The 15,122-nt window shown below is 72.0% G+C and carries 10 protein-coding genes; 4 read left to right on the top strand and 6 right to left on the bottom strand.

Translation table 11 applies throughout. From position 1 onward, the window contains the following. Positions 1-2: 2 nt before the first annotated feature. Positions 3-2,354 carry a DUF3488 and transglutaminase-like domain-containing protein gene (locus tag DEJ21_RS11920; protein WP_146247761.1) on the top strand — a complete coding sequence of 784 codons (2,352 nt, stop codon included), beginning with the start codon at positions 3-5 and terminating at the stop codon, positions 2,352-2,354. Between the two features lie 113 nt (positions 2,355-2,467). On the opposite strand, the gene DEJ21_RS11915 is transcribed toward DEJ21_RS11920, so the two are convergent. After that, positions 2,468-3,070: a TetR/AcrR family transcriptional regulator gene (locus tag DEJ21_RS11915; RefSeq protein WP_111095761.1), complete on the bottom strand. Its 603-nt coding sequence runs from the start codon at positions 3,068-3,070 to the stop codon at positions 2,468-2,470. A 247-nt stretch (positions 3,071-3,317) separates the two neighbouring features. Then, positions 3,318-4,079 carry a trimeric intracellular cation channel family protein gene (locus DEJ21_RS11910; RefSeq protein WP_071406483.1) on the bottom strand — a complete coding sequence of 254 codons (762 nt, stop codon included), beginning with the start codon at positions 4,077-4,079 and terminating at the stop codon, positions 3,318-3,320. A 69-nt stretch (positions 4,080-4,148) separates the two neighbouring features. Between DEJ21_RS11910 and efeU the strand changes: the two genes are divergently transcribed. From efeU to efeB, 3 genes are read left to right on the top strand one after another with little or no spacing between them, the layout of a single operon-like run. Then, positions 4,149-5,759 (top strand): iron uptake transporter permease EfeU, encoded by a 1,611-nt coding sequence (gene efeU, locus DEJ21_RS11905; RefSeq protein WP_111224703.1) that lies wholly within the window; start codon positions 4,149-4,151, stop codon positions 5,757-5,759. Next, positions 5,746-6,969, top strand: coding sequence for an iron uptake system protein EfeO (gene efeO, locus DEJ21_RS11900; RefSeq protein WP_111224702.1), 1,224 nt, complete (start codon positions 5,746-5,748; stop codon positions 6,967-6,969). Before efeU ends, efeO begins: the two co-directional genes overlap by 14 nt. Then, positions 6,966-8,252: an iron uptake transporter deferrochelatase/peroxidase subunit gene (efeB, locus tag DEJ21_RS11895; RefSeq protein WP_111224701.1), complete on the top strand. Its 1,287-nt coding sequence runs from the start codon at positions 6,966-6,968 to the stop codon at positions 8,250-8,252. Before efeO ends, efeB begins: the two co-directional genes overlap by 4 nt. A 321-nt stretch (positions 8,253-8,573) precedes the next feature. Here efeB and DEJ21_RS11890 read toward each other — a convergent pair whose 3' ends face one another. From DEJ21_RS11890 to DEJ21_RS11875, 4 genes are all read right to left on the bottom strand, one after another. After that, the gene (locus DEJ21_RS11890) at positions 8,574-10,967 is read right to left on the bottom strand and encodes a bifunctional UDP-sugar hydrolase/5'-nucleotidase (protein WP_111224700.1); all 2,394 of its coding nucleotides are present in this window, start codon (positions 10,965-10,967) and stop codon (positions 8,574-8,576) included. A 102-nt stretch (positions 10,968-11,069) separates the two neighbouring features. After that, complete coding sequence (locus tag DEJ21_RS11885) at positions 11,070-12,884, bottom strand: thiamine pyrophosphate-requiring protein (protein WP_111224699.1); 1,815 nt, start codon at positions 12,882-12,884, stop codon at positions 11,070-11,072. 134 nt (positions 12,885-13,018) lie between these two features. Continuing rightward, entirely contained in the window at positions 13,019-13,945 is a 927-nt protein-coding gene (locus DEJ21_RS11880) for a sugar phosphate isomerase/epimerase (protein WP_111055161.1), read from the bottom strand. Beyond that, positions 13,942-15,099 carry a Gfo/Idh/MocA family protein gene (locus DEJ21_RS11875; protein WP_035808774.1) on the bottom strand — a complete coding sequence of 386 codons (1,158 nt, stop codon included), beginning with the start codon at positions 15,097-15,099 and terminating at the stop codon, positions 13,942-13,944. Before DEJ21_RS11875 ends, DEJ21_RS11880 begins: the two co-directional genes overlap by 4 nt. Between the last annotated feature and the right edge of the window lie 23 nt (positions 15,100-15,122).

The raw sequence follows: 15,122 nt of genomic DNA, 5'->3' as shown, positions 1-15,122 counted from the left end.
GGGTGCGCGCACCGGCGCGTGGCCGTGCCCACGTGCGCGAGATCCTCGATCGCGACGACGACCTGCGTGACGTCCCGAGCGCCTGGGTCGTGGCCCTCGCGCCGGTGCCCGTGCTCCTCGCCGCGCTCGCCATCCGGCCGCTCGTGCAGGGGATCGCCTGGTGGGCATCGGGTGTCGTCGTCGTCGCCGTGCTCGTCGCCGTGATGCTCGCGGTGCGCCGCCAGACGCCCGGCATCCGCTTCGTCGTCCTGGTCGGCACGGTCATCGCCTGCTCGTGCGCCGCCGCACTGGTCAACGACATCCAACCGCTCGGGTGGCTCGACGCCGACGGGGCCCTCGGGGAGACGCTCGCGGCGATCCGCCTGAACCCCGCACCACTGCCGCAGACCGACGCGATCCGGCTCGTCGTCACCGCGTCGATCGGCTGGGTGGCGGCGGTCTCGCTGTTCCTCGCCGCCATCGCGCGGATCCCGTCGCTCGCCGCTGCGCCGGCCCTCGTCATCCTGATCGTGCCGGGTGTCATCACCGGGCAGCCCGCCGGCACCCCGCTCGTCATCGCCACGGCGGTGGCGTTCCTCGCCCTGCTCTGGCTGTCCGTGCGTCCGGTGCAGCGCGCACTGCCGGCCGCGGTCGTCGGGGCGATCGGGCTCGTCGTGGCCATCGGGCTGCCGACGATCGTGCCGCTCAACGCCAGCTGGTTGTCCGGCGTGACCGGTGCGATCCAGTCGCCGATCCAGCCTGGACGGCCCGGCACCCTGCTCGAACTCGGCAACGACCTGCGCCGTCCGAGCGAGCTCGAGGTGTTCCGGTACCGCTCGTCGGACGGGCAGCCCGAGTACCTCAAGCTCGCCGACCTCGACGAGTTCGGCACGGGGGACTGGGTGCCGACCGTGACGAACGCAGCCGAGGCCGACACCGCCGACGAACAGCAGTGGGCCGAGGGCGTCAACCCGCGCCTGGCGAGCCGCGGCGACGTGACCGTCCGGATCACCGGGCTGTCCAGCACCTACCTGCCGGTCCCGTCGGGTGCGGTGTCGATCGAGTCGCAGTCCACCAACCTCGACCTGTCGCAGTGGCGGTGGATGGGGAACTCGAGCACCGTCCGGTCGACCGGAGCCGCGACTGCCCGCGGGGCGATGTACGAGGTCTACGGGGCTTCGACGTTCGCCAACGACTACCTCGACGCGGTCGCCGCCTCGGGGGTGCTCGCCCGCTCCGACGGCCGTGGCTTCCGGGAGCCCAGCCGCCAGCAGCTGCGCACCGACCTCGCCCTGCCCGACGACCTGCCGGCAAACATCTCGACCACCGCGACCCGCGTCGCAGCAGCCGCGACCGACGACTACGGGCGGGCGCGGGCACTCGAGCAGTGGTTCCGCAGCGACCTGTTCACGTACTCCGAGACCGCTCCCGTCGAGCAGGGCTACGACGGCGACAGCATGGACGTCGTCTCGACGTTCCTGAAGGTCCGCGACGGGTACTGCGTGCACTTCTCGTCCGCGATGGCCGTGATGGCCCGGACGCTCGGCATCCCCTCGCGCATCGCGGTCGGGTACCGGGCCGGGTCGCCGCAGCCCGACGGCGAGTACGCGGTGTCGAACCGGCAGCTGCACTCCTGGCCCGAGCTGTACATCCAGGGCGCCGGGTGGGTCGCCTTCGAGCCGACGCCCGACTCCGACGAGGCCGCTCCGTCCGAGGAACCCTCGGCCTCGCCGACCGCGGCGGCACCGGAGACCCCGCTGCCGGCACCCGAGCAGACCACCCCGGCGGACGAGTCAGCTTCACCGACCCCGTCGGCGTCCCCGGTTCCGGGTGCGACGGGGGCGTCCGGCACCGGCGGCGGCGGAGGACCGGCCGGGCTGCTCGTGGGCCTGCTGCTCGTGCTCGCGGTCCTCGTCGCTCCGGGCCTCGTGCGTGCTGTTCGCCGCCGGTCGAGGCTGTCGGCGATCGCTGCCGGTCGGTCACCCGCCGTGCAGGCGTGGCGGGAGTTGCTCGACGACGTCGCCGACCACGGGTACGCCCCGGGCCTCGCGCCGCCGGGTGACGCCGCCGCCGTGGCCCGGACCGCCCGAGCCGTGCTCGGTCGCCTGCGTCCCGGGTTGCCGGAGTCGGTCGTGCCGCACCTGGAGGCCGCGGTCGACGCGGTCGATCGCGAGCGCTTCGCCGCCGATGGGGCCGCATCGGTGGACACTCCGGCGTTGGAGCGGCACGTCCGCGACGCTCGGGAGGCGCTCGACGCCTCGGTCCCCACGGTGCGCGTCGTGCGGTCGCGCCTGTTGCCGCCGAGCCTGCTGCCGTCGTCCGCTTGGTCCCACGACGGGCCGAAGCCCCGCCATCGGGATCGTCGCACGGCCTGACGCGGGCGCGAGGGTGCGCCGAGTGGTGCGAGGTTCCGTACTCCGTGCGACCGGCGCGGCCTCGCACGGACTACGGAACCTCGCACCGTTCGAGCGCCGCGGGGCGCCGCGAGTCAGCGCCGGCGGATGACCGCCTCGACCAGGGTCGCGATGAGCTCGCCCGGATCGACCCCGGGCAGCGCCGGCGCGTCGAACACCAGGCCGACGTTCGCCCCGATGAGCACGGTCGCGAACTCCTCCGGGGTCATGCCGACCTCGACCTCGGGGTGGGCACCGAGCCACAGCCGCACCAGCTCGAGCACCCCGTCCTGCAGGATCCGGCGCTGCCGGATGAACTCGGGCAGCAGCTCCGGGTGCCGCACCGCGTACCCGCGGAACGCCGAGAGCAGCGCGAACTGCTCGCTCTGGTCGTTCTGCCCGAACGCGGCGCGCAGGACGTCCCCGACGTCGACCGCGGCGATGTCCGCGTGCACGAGTTCCTGCAGTGAGCCGAGCACGACGTTCGTGGACCGCTGCATGACCTGGGCGAGCAGGTCTTCCTTGGACGAGAAGTTCGAGTAGACCGCACCCTTGCTGAACCCCGCGCGTGCGGCGACGTCGTCGAGCCGTGCGCCGTACACACCCTGTTCGGCGAAGACCGCGGCTCCGGCGGCGAGCAGGCGTTCCCGGACCTCGGCGCGCGGGATGCGCTGGGTGGGGGAAGCGTCGTCGCTCATCGGTTGCTGCTCCGACCTGTGGTGGTGGTCGTCGGGGAGAGCATCGTGGTGGAGACCTGCCGCGCCGCGCGTCTGATCCCGCGCGGCATCAGCGAAGCCCCCATCCCCACGTCTGCTCGGAACCGGCGCGTTCGGGTCGCGTCGGTGCTGTGCGGACAGCGTTCACCGGGACCATCCCCGGCAGAACTGCCAGGACGATACCCGGCGGTACTGATCGTAGCGTCGCGGGGCCGCGGAGGACAGCCCCTCAGTCCTCGTGCTCTTCTCGGACACTGCCGGCACCGGTCCGACGGCCCGGGCGCCGGAGCAACCGGAGCGCGTCCGGTCGCAGGCTCCGACCCCGCCGGAGCAGCGAACCGAGGGTCGACTTCGGCTGCCAGTCACGGCCGTTCGGCAGCCCCCAGCCCCGCCGGACCGCTCCCCAGCGCAGCCCGAGCGACAGGGTGATCGCGAGCAGGATGCCGAGCGACGGCGACCCAAGCGCCGAGGCGATCACCATCACGGCCGACGCGGCGACGGCCACGGTGGCGTACAGCGCGTTCCCGCCGAACACCGCCGGCACCCGCCGCAGCAGCAGGTCGCGCATGGCCCCGCCGCCGACCGCGGTGATGGTCCCCATGATGATCGCGGCGGGCCAGTCGAGCCCGGCGTCGTAGGTCCGCTGCACGCCGACCACGGCCCAGAACCCGATGACGGCGGCGTCGAGCACGGTGAACAGCCGGTCCCAGGTGAGCTCGGAGAACGACACGAGGAACGCGATGAGCGCCCCGGCGACGGCGACCGGCACGTACAGCGGGTCGACGAGCGCGACGGGTGGTCCGTTCTGCAGCAGGGTGTCGCGGAGCATCCCGCCGCCGAGTCCGGAGACGAACCCGACGACCAGGAACCCGAACAGGTCGAAGTCCATCGCGCGGGCGATGGAGCCGCCGAGCAGGGCGGACGCGAAGACCCCGGCGAGGTCGAGCACGTTCGTGACCGACGCCAGGCCGTCGACGGACAGCAGGTTCATGAGAACCATCAAACATCACGTCGCGCGACTGGCGGGCCGTTCGGCGGTTAGGTTAGCCTCACCTTCGTCATGCTCGCCACTCTCGTCATCGGTCTCCGTGAAGGCCTCGAAGCCACGCTCATCGTCGGCATCATCGCCGCGTTCCTGCGTCGCAACCGCGTCCCGCTCACCCCGATGTGGTCGGGCGTCGGGCTCGCGGTGCTGCTCAGCATCGCCGTCGGCTTCGGGTTGCAGGCCGTCGAGCAGGCGCTGCCGCAGGCCCAGCAGGAGGGCATGGAGGCGGTCATCGGCATCGTCGCCGTCGTCTTCGTCACGGGCATGATCGTCTGGATGCGCACGCACGCGCGCACCCTGACCGCCGATCTCGAGGCCAGTGCGACCGCTGCCCTCGGCCGCGGCACTGCCTGGGCCCTCGCCGGCATGGCGTTCCTCGCCGTCCTGAAGGAGGGCTTCGAGACCTCGGTGTTCCTCCTCGCCACGTTCCAGGCGTCGTCGGACACCGGCCTCGCCGCCCTCGGTGCCGTGATCGGCATCGCGGCCGCGGTCGTCGTCGGCTTCGGCATCTACACCGGTGGCGTCCGCCTCAACCTGTCGCGGTTCTTCACCGGCACCGGGGTCTTCCTGGTGTTCGTCGCGGGTGGCCTGGTGCTGACCGTCCTCCGCCGCGCCCACGAGGCCGGCTGGATCGTCATCGGCCAGCAGCGCACCGTCGACCTGTCGTGGCTCGCCCCGAACGGTTCGGTGCAGGGTGCCCTGGTCACCGGCGTGCTCGGCATCCCGCCGGACCCGCGGGTCATCGAGGTGCTCGGCTGGTTCCTCTACGTCGTCCCGGTACTGGCCCTGACGCTCTGGCCGCGCGCCTGGCGTCCGTCGCCGGACCGCGTGCCCCGGGTGCGCGCCGTCGTCGCCGGCGCACTCGCCGTGGCGGCAGCGGCACTCGCGATCGCCGTGCCGACAGGCGGGGCCGACCTGCCCCGCACCACCGCGGTCAGCGGCGACGCCAGCTCCGTCTCGGCCAGCGTCGACGGTGCGTCCGGCGTCCTCCGCGTGGCCGGCACCGGAACCGGCCAGGAGGCTCGACTCACCCTGCCGACGTCGGCCCACCGCCGCGTCACCCGCGCGGGCGTGGCCGCCGACCGGTGGCGCGTCGTGCAGGACGGAAACCCTGAGCAGGGGAGCGGTGCCGACCGTCCGTCGACGCTGACGCTCGACGACCTCGTCACCCTGTTCGGCCGCCTGCCCGTCGGGGTCTCCCCGTCGACGAACCCCGGCCCCTTCGCGGCGCGCTGGGCCGTGCGCGACACGGTGACCCTGTGGACCGTCCGTGGTGGGGTCCTGGACGCGACCCGCGACGAACGCGAGGTGCTGACGCTGAGCGGTGGGGGCCTCCCGTCCGCGCGCACCACGACCCTCGACCGCACCGTCTGGTCCGTCCCCGACGCCCGCGTCGAGCAGTCGGCCGCCTCGGTGGCCGCAGCGGACTCGCGATCAGCCGACCTGCTGCTCTGGAAGGCCTGGCTGCCGATCGCCCTCGGCATCGCGGCCGCCGCGCAGGCGCTGCTGGCCCTCCGTGGCCGCCGTCGCCGGCGACTCCCCACCATCCCCACCCCCGAACCCGTCCCCGCTCGTGGCCCTCCGGCCGCGGACCCTGCAAGGAGCACCGACCATGTCCTTCGGTAAGCCCGTCCGACCCCTGATCACCCTGGGCGCCCTCGGCGCCGTCACCGCCCTCGCACTCACCGGGTGCGCCGGTGGGTCCACCGGAGCCGACGGCTCCGGCTCCGGCGACGCGAAGGTCTCCCGCGTCACCATCACGCTCACCAACGACGGGCAGGACGCCTGTGCGGTGTCCTCGACGAAGGTCCCCGCGGGCCCCGTCACCTTCACGGTGAAGAACGAGTCGTCGACCGCGATCACCGAGGTCGAGCTGCTGCAGGACCAGCGGATCCTCGGCGAGAAGGAGAACCTGGCGCCCGGCCTCGACGCCGTCCGCTTCACCGCCACGCTGACCGGCGGGAAGTACCAGGTGTACTGCCCCGGCGCCGAGACCGAGCTGACGGACTTCACCGTCACCGGCAAGGCCGCGTCGACCGCGAACAGCAGCGCCTCGACCCTGCTCCGCGACGGGACGAAGGGCTACGCGACCTACGTCGACGGCCAGGTCACCGACATGGTCGCCGCGGTCGAGCAGATGCAGAAGCACATCGACGCTGGCGACCTCGACGCGGCGAAGACCGACTACGCGAACGCCCGTCCGTTCTACGAGCACGTCGAGAGCGACGTCGACGGCTTCGTCAAGAAGGGCTTCAAGGCCACCGACAACGCCGGCAACCTCGACTACCTGATCGACATGCGCGCCTCGAACCTCGACCCGGCCGTCGGCTGGAGCGGGTTCCACGCCGTCGAGAAGGACCTGTTCCAGGCCGGGAAGATCACCGCGTCGACCAAGCGGACCGCCGCGGACCTGACCGAGGACGTGCAGCTGCTCGCGAAGCTCGCGCCGACGCTCGACTACAAGCCGGAGGACCTGGCGAACGGTGCCGCGGGTCTGCTCGAAGAGGTGCAGTCGAACAAGATCACCGGCGAGGAAGAGGCGTACAGCCACATCGACCTCGTCGACCTCGCCGCCAACGTCGAGGGTGCCCGTCAGGCCTTCGCGTACCTCAAGCCGGGGCTGACCAAGCTCGACCCGACCCTGACGAAGCAGATCGCGAAGCAGTTCGACGCCACGAACACGCTGATGGACGGCTACCGCAACGCCGACGACCTGGGCGGTTTCGCCTCGTGGGACGCCGCCACCAAGAAGTCCGACGCGAACACGATCTCGCAGCAGATCCAGGCGCTGCAGGACCCGCTGTCCCGCCTGGCCGAGAAGGTCGCGACCGCGTGACCGAGCCGGACGAGGCACCGCGGGCGAACGTCTCCCGCCGTGGTCTGTTCGGCGCCGGCCTGGCCGTGGCCGGTGCCGGGGTCGGCGCGGCGGCGGGCATCGGCGGCGCCACCGCGGCGACCGGCGTGAACCCGTTCACGGCGGCGGCGAACGGCGACGAGTCGATCGACCTGTCGCAGAGCCAGCCGTTCTACGCCACCGCGGCACGGCAGCCGCAGGGCGGGATCCGCACCACCCCGCAGCGGTACTGCGTCTACATGACGTTCGACCTGTCGACGACCGTCACGACCGAGCTGCAGGTGCTCCTCGCCCGCTGGTCGGCCGCGATCGCCCAGCTGCAGGCCGGCAAGACCGTCGGCAGCGTCGAACCCGCACACGGCAACGGGGTCGGTGCCGACACCGGCGAGGCGCTCGACCTCGGGCCGGCGTCCCTGACCGTCACGGTGGGCCTGGGACCCGGCGTCTTCGACGAGCGCTTCGGGCTCGCCGACCGCCGTCCGGCCTCGCTCGCCGACATCCCGACGCTGCCGAGCGACAACCTGCAGGAGGGCCTGACCGGTGGGGACCTGTCCCTGCAGGCCTGCGCCGACGACCCCCAGGTGGCGTACCACGCGGTGCGCGACCTGGCGCGGATGGCCCGCGGCACCGCGACCGTCCGCTGGACCGTGCTCGGTTTCGGCCGAGCATCGGCGGGGCGGAACCAGAGCACGCCCCGCAACCTGATGGGGTTCAAGGACGGCACCCGGAACATCACGACCGACGCCGACCACGACCGGTTCGTCTGGCTCGACCGCGACGCCGGGTGGATGGCTGGCGGCAGCTACCAGGTGGTGCGGAAGATCCGGATGAACATCGAGACCTGGGACGCCGACGTCGTCAGCGACCAGCAGCGGGTGTTCGGGCGGACGAAGATCCAGGGCGCTCCGCTCTCCGGCGGACAGGAGCACACCACTCCGGACTTCCACGCGAAGGACGACGACGGTGCGACGAAGATCGACGCGACGTCGCACATCGCCCTCGCCGCGCACGAGGCGAACGGCGGCGTGAAGATCCTGCGCCGGCCGTACAACTACACCGACGGGCTCAACGAGTACGGCCAGCTCGACGCCGGGCTGCTGTTCATCGCCTACGTGAACGACCCGGACCACTTCACGCGGCTGCAGCGGAAGCTCGGCGCCTCGGACCGGCTGAACGAGTACGTCTCGCACATCGGCTCCGCGGTGTTCGCCGTGCCGCCGGCACCCCGCAAGGGGTCGTACATCGGCGAGCAGCTGTTCCGCTGAGCTGCGTCGCTGACCCGAAGGGGTGGGCGCCCTCCGCCGTTTCCCTGGAGGCGGAGGACGCCCGCGTCGCGGAGTCTCGCCGAACGGAACCACCGTCGACTTGCTGAAAGCGACCCGGCACGACGCGTCGCGGTGCGACAACCCCGAGAGTACCCCGCGGATCCGCGGATCCGCAGTGATCGACCGGGATGGGACAGCAACCGTGACCGCCGGATCGCGCGAGGTGTGCGCCGGACGTGCTCCGGGCCTCCTGACCGACGCGAACGGGCCGCCTCACCAGGGTGAGACGGCCCGTTCGCGTGTGTGCCCGCAGGCTGTGGGTCAGTCCGTCAGGACCGACGCGGCACGTCGTGCGCGGGTGCGGCGGAGGACCACGAGTGCCGTGATCCCGGCGAGCAGGAGCAGGCCGGCCGCGATCGCCGGAGCGGTCAGGTCCGCACCCGTGTAGGCGAGGTCGCCACCGGCGCGCGGGTCGTCGTCGGTCCCGCCGACGCCACCGATGCCGGCGTCGTCACCGTCACCCGCGCCGGGGCCGGGGATGACCCCGCCACCCGGGTTCGGGGTCGGAGCCGGGGTCGGGTCGACCGGGTCCGTGGGGTCGGTCGGGTCCGTCGGGTCGGTCGGGTCGGTCGGGTCGACCGCTGCGGCGACCGGGATCGTCACGGCGAGGGTGACGGTCTGGCCACCCGGCAGGGTGACGACGAGCGGCGCGTCCGTCGTGGCGACCGGCTCGGCCACCGCGGCGAGGGAGACGGAACCGGCGGTGCGGGCGGCGGCGCGTGCGGCCGGCGCCTCGATCTCGGGCACCGTGACGGTCAGGGTCGCGCGACCCTGCTCGTCGTTCTTGTCCGTGATCGTCGGGTCGATCGCCGACGATGCGAGCTCCTTGCCGTCCGCGGTGACCGAGACGGAGCCGGCCTTCGCCGGGTCCTCGCTGCTGAACACGAGCGACGACAGGTCGAGCTCGATCTCGTCACCGGGCTGGAAGCCACCGGCCGGGGTCGGCGTGACCGTGACGCCGACGGCGCGCTGGTCGACCGGGGGCGTGACCTTCGGGTTGGCGAGGAAGTAGTCCACCTGGGCCTGCAGGTCGACCTGGCCGGAGTCGGCGACGTTCGTGCCGGTCGCGAAGGCGGCGAAGTTGTCGCCACCGGTCGACAGGAACGAGTTGACGGTCACCTTGAGGGTGTCGGTCAGCGCGATCGCCTTGCCGTCGAGGGTCATCGCGGTGATGCGCTCGCCGCGGCCCTTCGACGGGTCGTAGGTGTACGCGAAACCGTCCGAGACGCCGAGCTTCAGGAACGGACGCTCGAGGCCGTCCGGCTGCCACTGCTGCTCGAGGGCGTTCTTGATCTGCTGGCCGGTCATGTCCTTGGTCACCAGGGTGTTGGCGAACGGCTGGACGAGCGCGGCCTCCTTGTAGGTGACGGTGCCGTCCGGGTCGCCGGCGCCGCTGGACGCGTAGACCATGTCGGTGCGGAGCCCGCCCGGGTTCATGAAGGCGATCTTCGAGCCGTTCCGCTCGGTGGCGCTGCGCTGGACCTCGGCGATGTAGTTGCCCAGGACGGACTCGCCGCCGCGGTTCTCGGCCTTGCGGTCGGACTGCACGGCGCGACGCAGGTCACCCGTGATCTCGCCGAGCTTCTCGCCGCCCTTGACGTCGGCGACGGCCTTCGCGGCGGTCACGATGTCGCTCACCTCGGTCACCGAGGTGGTGTCGGCGGGGACACGCTTGTCCTCGTTGACGGACGTGACCGACGACGTGATTCCGGTGAGCTGCTTGTCGGCGTCCACCGTGAGCTGCAGGTGCCCGAGGTTCACCCCGTAGGAACCGGCCTGGATCACCGGACGCTCCGTGCCGTCGGGGCCGGCGATGGAGTGGTTGTACGTCGCGTGGGTGTGCGCCGACACGATGGCCGAGACCTTCGACGAGACGCCCGAGGTGATCTTGCCGAAGGCACCGGTGCCGGTGGCGTCGGTGAGCGCGCTCGTGGTGGCGCCCTCGTGCACGAGCAGGACGAGCACGTCGGCCTCGCCGTTGTCGTCCTTGCCGTCGGTGAGCTGCTCGGCGTACCGGTTGACCTGGCTGACGATCGGGGCCATCGCGAGGCCCTTCACGCCGCCGGGGCTGACGAGCCCGGGGATGAGGTCCTCGGTGGTGGCACCGATGAAGCCGACCTTGACGCCGCCCTTCTCCACGATGGAGTACGGCGTGAAGGCGGGGTCGGTGGTGCCGGCCTTGACGATGTTCGCCGAGACGTACGGCCAGTCGGCGCGGTCCTCGATGCGGCCGGTCAGGTCGTCCTGGCCCTTGTCGAGCTCGTGGTTGCCGATCGCGCTGACGTCGAGGTCCATGGCGTTCAGGGCGTCGATCGTGGGGGAGTCCTGCTGGATGAGCGAGGTGAAGGTCGAGGCGCCCACGTTGTCGCCGACGCTGGCGAAGATCGTGTTCGGGTTGGCCTCGCGGTAGGACTGCACGACGCTGGCGAGCTTCGCGGCGCCGGCGGCCTTGTCGGCGGCGGTGCCCTCGGACTCGATGCGACCGTGGAAGTCGTTGACGTCGATGATGTCGATCGTCGTGTCGCCCTCGGCGGCGACGGCTGCGGACGGGACGGACAGTGCGACCAGGACTCCGGCGGTGGCGAGAGCCGCGCCGGCGCCGAGGCGTCGTCGGGTCGTCGCACCGGCGGTTCCGGTGGTGTGGGAAGTGTTCATCGCCGTCGAACCTACGAAGACGCACAGGCGACTCGCCAGACCCCGTCGCAAGTCGTCACACGACGTTCACACGGCCGTCCCCCTGGGCCCGCCCGACCCGGTTCAGTCGCGGCCGAGGGCGCCCTTCACCCGCTCGGTGACCTCGGTGGCCATCGCCTTGGCGGAGTCCTTCACGACGTCGAACTCGACCGGGTCACCCTTCAGCAGGCTCTTCGCCGTGTTGATCGCGTACTCCTTCGTGATGTGCGGGGGCAACGGCGGGACGCTCCGGCTGACGTACGCGTCGATGAGGGTCACCCCCTGGTGGGCGAACGCCCGCTCGACCGCCGCCTCGACCTCGGAGTCCTCGTGCACCGCGATGCCCTGGAACCCGAGCAGCGTCGCGTACCCGGCGTAGTCGATCGACTCGACGTCCTGCGAGCCGCGCCACATCGGGTTGCCGTCCTCGGTGCGCATCTCCCACGACACCTGGCCGAGGTCGTCGTTGTGCATGACCACGATGACGAGCTGCTGGTTCGGCCAGGCCGCCAGGTACTTCTTCACGGTGATCAGCTCGTTCATGCCGAGCATCTGGAAGGCCCCGTCGCCGATCGTGCACACCGCCGGGCGGTCCGGGAACGCGAACTTCGCCGTCACCGCGTACGGCATGGCCGCGAGCATCGTCGCGAGGCGGCCGGACATGTCGCCGCGCATGCCCTCGCGCAGCCGGATGTGGTGGCCGTACCAGTCGGCGGTCGTGCCGGCGTCCGCGGTGACCGTGACGCCGTCGGGCAGCCGGTCGTTCACGGCCTGGATCACCCGGCGCGGGTTCACGCCGTCGTCGTAGGCGACCTCGGACTGCGCGCGCATCTCCGACTCCCATTCGCGCATCTCGTCGGCGACGGTCTGCTGGAAGGACTTGTCGGTCTTCTGCTCGAGCAGCGGGAGCACGGCGTCGAGCGTCGAGCCGACGTCGCCCCACAGGTTCAGCTCGGTCGGGTACCGCAGGCCGAGCTGCTCCGGCTTGATGTCGACCTGGATGCCCCGGGCCTGCCCCGTCTTCGGCATGTACTCGCCGTACGGGTAGTTCGTGCCGAGCAGCACGAGGGTGTCGCAGTCGCGGATCTGGTGCAGCGACGGCAGCGACCCGAGCAGCCCGAGCTGCTGCGAGTGGTACGGCACGTCGGACGGGATCACGTCCTTGCCGCGGAGTGCCGTGATGATCCCCGCACCCGCCTTCTCGGCCGCTGCGAGCACCTGGGCCGTCGCACCGCGCGCGCCCGCACCGACCAGGAACGTCACCTTCGACCCGGCGTTGATGATCTCCGCCATCTTCCGCACCTCGTCGGCGGGCGGCGTGATCCGGGTGGACGCGGGGACGTCGCTCGACCGCGAGGCCCAGTGCTCCAGCGGCGGTGCGTCGTACGCCATCGCCTGCACGTCGTGGGGCAGCACGACGACGGCCGGCTGCTTGCGCAGCGACGCGGTGCGGAACGCGGTGTCGAGCACCACACCGACGGCCTCGGGCGTGGCCACCGTCTGCACGTAGCAGGCGACGTCGGCGAACACGCGCTCCAGGTTCGACTCCTGCTGCGTGAACGACCCCATCGCCGCGAGCCCCTGCTGGCCGACGATCGCCACCACCGGCTGGTTGTCCATCTGCGCGTCGTACAGCCCGTTGAGCAGGTGGAAGGCACCGGGACTCGACGTCGCGACGCAGACCCCGACCTCGCCGGTGAACTTCGCGTGCGCGGTCGCCATCAGCGCCGCGATCTCCTCGTGCGTCGGGCGGACGTACTCCAGGCCGTCGCCCGTCGACGCCGCCTTGCCGAGCGCGCCGTCGAAGGCGCCGATCCCGTCGCCGGGGTACCCGAACACGCGGGAGACCCCCCACGCCTTGATGCGGTCGATGACGAAGTCGCTCACGGTCGTGCTCATGGCACCAGCGTGCGCGGGCGCGCACGGGTCCGTTCACAGGCACCGGACTGGAGGCCCGGATCACGTGACCGACGTCGGTCACGTGATCCGGGCCTCCAGACCAGGGCCCTGTGCTCGTTGCCGGTGGGTGCTCGCTACTGCTCCTGCGCGATCAGCGGACGCAGCGTGCGGTGCGCGATGCGCAGCCCCTCGAGCACCCGGTCGTCGGTGCCGCCCCAGAGCGGGTCCTCGTGCTCGACGCTCAGCGTGCCGTCGAAGCCCGCCTCGTAGAGGCGGTCGACGACGCGCGGCCAGTCCACGACACCGCGTCCCGGCACCCGGAACCGCCACCAGCCCATGTCCCACGGGTCGTCGCCCTTGTCGACCTTGCCGAAGAACCCGTACTCGTTGCGCCGCTCGGGGAACAGCTCGAGGTCCTTCGCCTGGGCGTGCACGATGTGCTCGGCGAACGGCAGGATCGTCTCGACCGGGTCGATGCCGATCCACGTCAGGTGCGACGGGTCCCAGTTCAGGCCGAAGCCCAGACCGGTCACCCAACCCCAGAGCTCGGGGGAGTACGCGATGTTGCCGGGGTACCCGTCGGGGTGCCAGCCCTCCATCACGCAGTTCTCGATGACGAGCCGGACGCCGCGCTCGCCGGCGTAGTCGACGAGCTCGGGCAGGACGCGGTTCCCCTCGGCCATGTTCTCGCGGACGGACTTCGTGGTGTCGCGCCCGATGAAGGTGCCGACGTACGGGATGCCGAGCGTCTGCGCGGTGTCGATCGCGTGCTTGAGGTGGGTCCGCACCGCGGCACGGTGCTCCGGGTCCCGGTGCAGGTTGTTCTCGTAGTACGCGAGCGCCGAGATCTCGAGGCCGGTGCGGTCGAGCAGGGCGCGGGTGGCCAGGGCGTCCTCGTCGGTGAACGTGGCGACCGGCAGGTGCGCCGCCTCGAAGTCGCGACCGCCGGTGCCGGGCCAGACGGCGACCTCGAGCCGCTCGTAGCCCTGCTGCTGGGCGAACCCGGCGATCCGGTCGAGTGACCAACCGGGCAGGCAGGCGGTCAGCATGCCGAGCTTCACCGGATCTCCCGCCAGGTCGTCTCGGCCGCGCTGCCGATCACGGCCTCGATGATGTCGGCGGAGCGGGCGCCGTCCGCGAACGTCGGCAGTCCGTCGGGGGCCACCCCGGTGCGGACCGCGGTGTAGGTGTCGGCGACGAAGGCCGCGAAGGCGTCGAGGTACCCCTGCGGGTGCCCGGCCGGCACGATCGCCAGCCGGCGCTGGTCCGGGTACCCCTGCGACGGGTCGCGGACCACGATCTGGGCGCCGCGTTCGTTGCCGAACCAGGCCGACTCGGGCTGCTCCTGGTCGAACGCCGCGCTGCCGCGGGTGCCGTCGACCTCGAACCACAGGCGGTTCTTGCGGCCCGAGGCGACCTGCGAGATCACGACGTTGCCGATGCGGCCCGTGGCCGTGCGGAAGGTGGCGACGGCGGTGTCCTCGGTGGTGACCTCGGCGCGCTCGGCCGCATCGGCCACCGGGTCCGGGTCGGGGGAGCCGGAGAACGACGGACCGGACGCCGCCGGCCGCGTCGGGTAGACGATGTCGGTCGCGGCGGACACCGAGGCGAAGCGCTCACCCGTGACGAACTCGACCAGGTCGCACCAGTGCGAGCCGATGTCGGCGAACGCGCGGGACAGCCCGCTCGAGGTCGGGTCGACCCGCCAGCTCGAGGCGTCCTCGTCGAGCATCCAGTCCTGCAGGTAGTGGCCGTGCACCGCGAGCAGCCGGCCGAGCTCCCCGTCGGCGATGCGCGCCCGGATCTCGCGGACCATCGGGTGGTACCGGTACACGAACGGCACGGTGGCCACGACACCGGCTTCGGCAGCGGCGGCGACGAGCTCGGCGGCCTGCGCGGGGTCGATCGCCAGGGGCTTCTCGCACACCACGTTGATGCCGGCCGCGATCACCGCGAGCGCCTGCGGGTGGTGCTGGTCGTTCGGGGTGCAGATGTGCACGACGTCGGGGGCGTCGGCGATGACCTCGTCGAGGGAGGCGTAGCCACGGGGCAGGTCGAGCTGCGCCGCCACCTGCTCGGACCGGGCGGCGTTCCGGCCGAGCACACCGAGGACCTCGGCGCCGGAGGCCCGGGCCGCCCGGGCGTGGACGCCGGCGATCATGCCCGTCCCGACCACGGCGACACGGAGGCGTCGCCCTTCGTACCCACTGCTCATGGTGCTCCCTCGCGCCGGACTGA

The sequence above is a fragment of the Curtobacterium sp. MCSS17_006 genome (genome assembly GCF_003234215.1).
Lineage (GTDB): Bacteria > Actinomycetota > Actinomycetes > Actinomycetales > Microbacteriaceae > Curtobacterium > Curtobacterium flaccumfaciens.
The sequence above is the reverse complement of the archived record's forward strand: the minus strand, read 5'-3'. Positions and strand labels throughout refer to the sequence as shown.

Excerpts from the sequence above, each read along its gene's own strand:
- DEJ21_RS11910 (WP_071406483.1), bottom strand. The coding sequence starts at position 4,079 with ATGAACCTGCTGTCCGTCGACGGCCTGGCGTCGGTCACGAACGTGCTC.
- DEJ21_RS11915 (WP_111095761.1), bottom strand. The coding sequence starts at position 3,070 with ATGAGCGACGACGCTTCCCCCACCCAGCGCATCCCGCGCGCCGAGGTC.
- efeO (WP_111224702.1), top strand. The coding sequence starts at position 5,746 with ATGTCCTTCGGTAAGCCCGTCCGACCCCTGATCACCCTGGGCGCCCTC.
- efeU (WP_111224703.1), top strand. The coding sequence starts at position 4,149 with ATGCTCGCCACTCTCGTCATCGGTCTCCGTGAAGGCCTCGAAGCCACG.
- DEJ21_RS11885 (WP_111224699.1), bottom strand. The coding sequence starts at position 12,884 with ATGAGCACGACCGTGAGCGACTTCGTCATCGACCGCATCAAGGCGTGG.
- DEJ21_RS11875 (WP_035808774.1), bottom strand. The coding sequence starts at position 15,099 with ATGAGCAGTGGGTACGAAGGGCGACGCCTCCGTGTCGCCGTGGTCGGG.
- DEJ21_RS11890 (WP_111224700.1), bottom strand. The coding sequence starts at position 10,967 with ATGAACACTTCCCACACCACCGGAACCGCCGGTGCGACGACCCGACGA.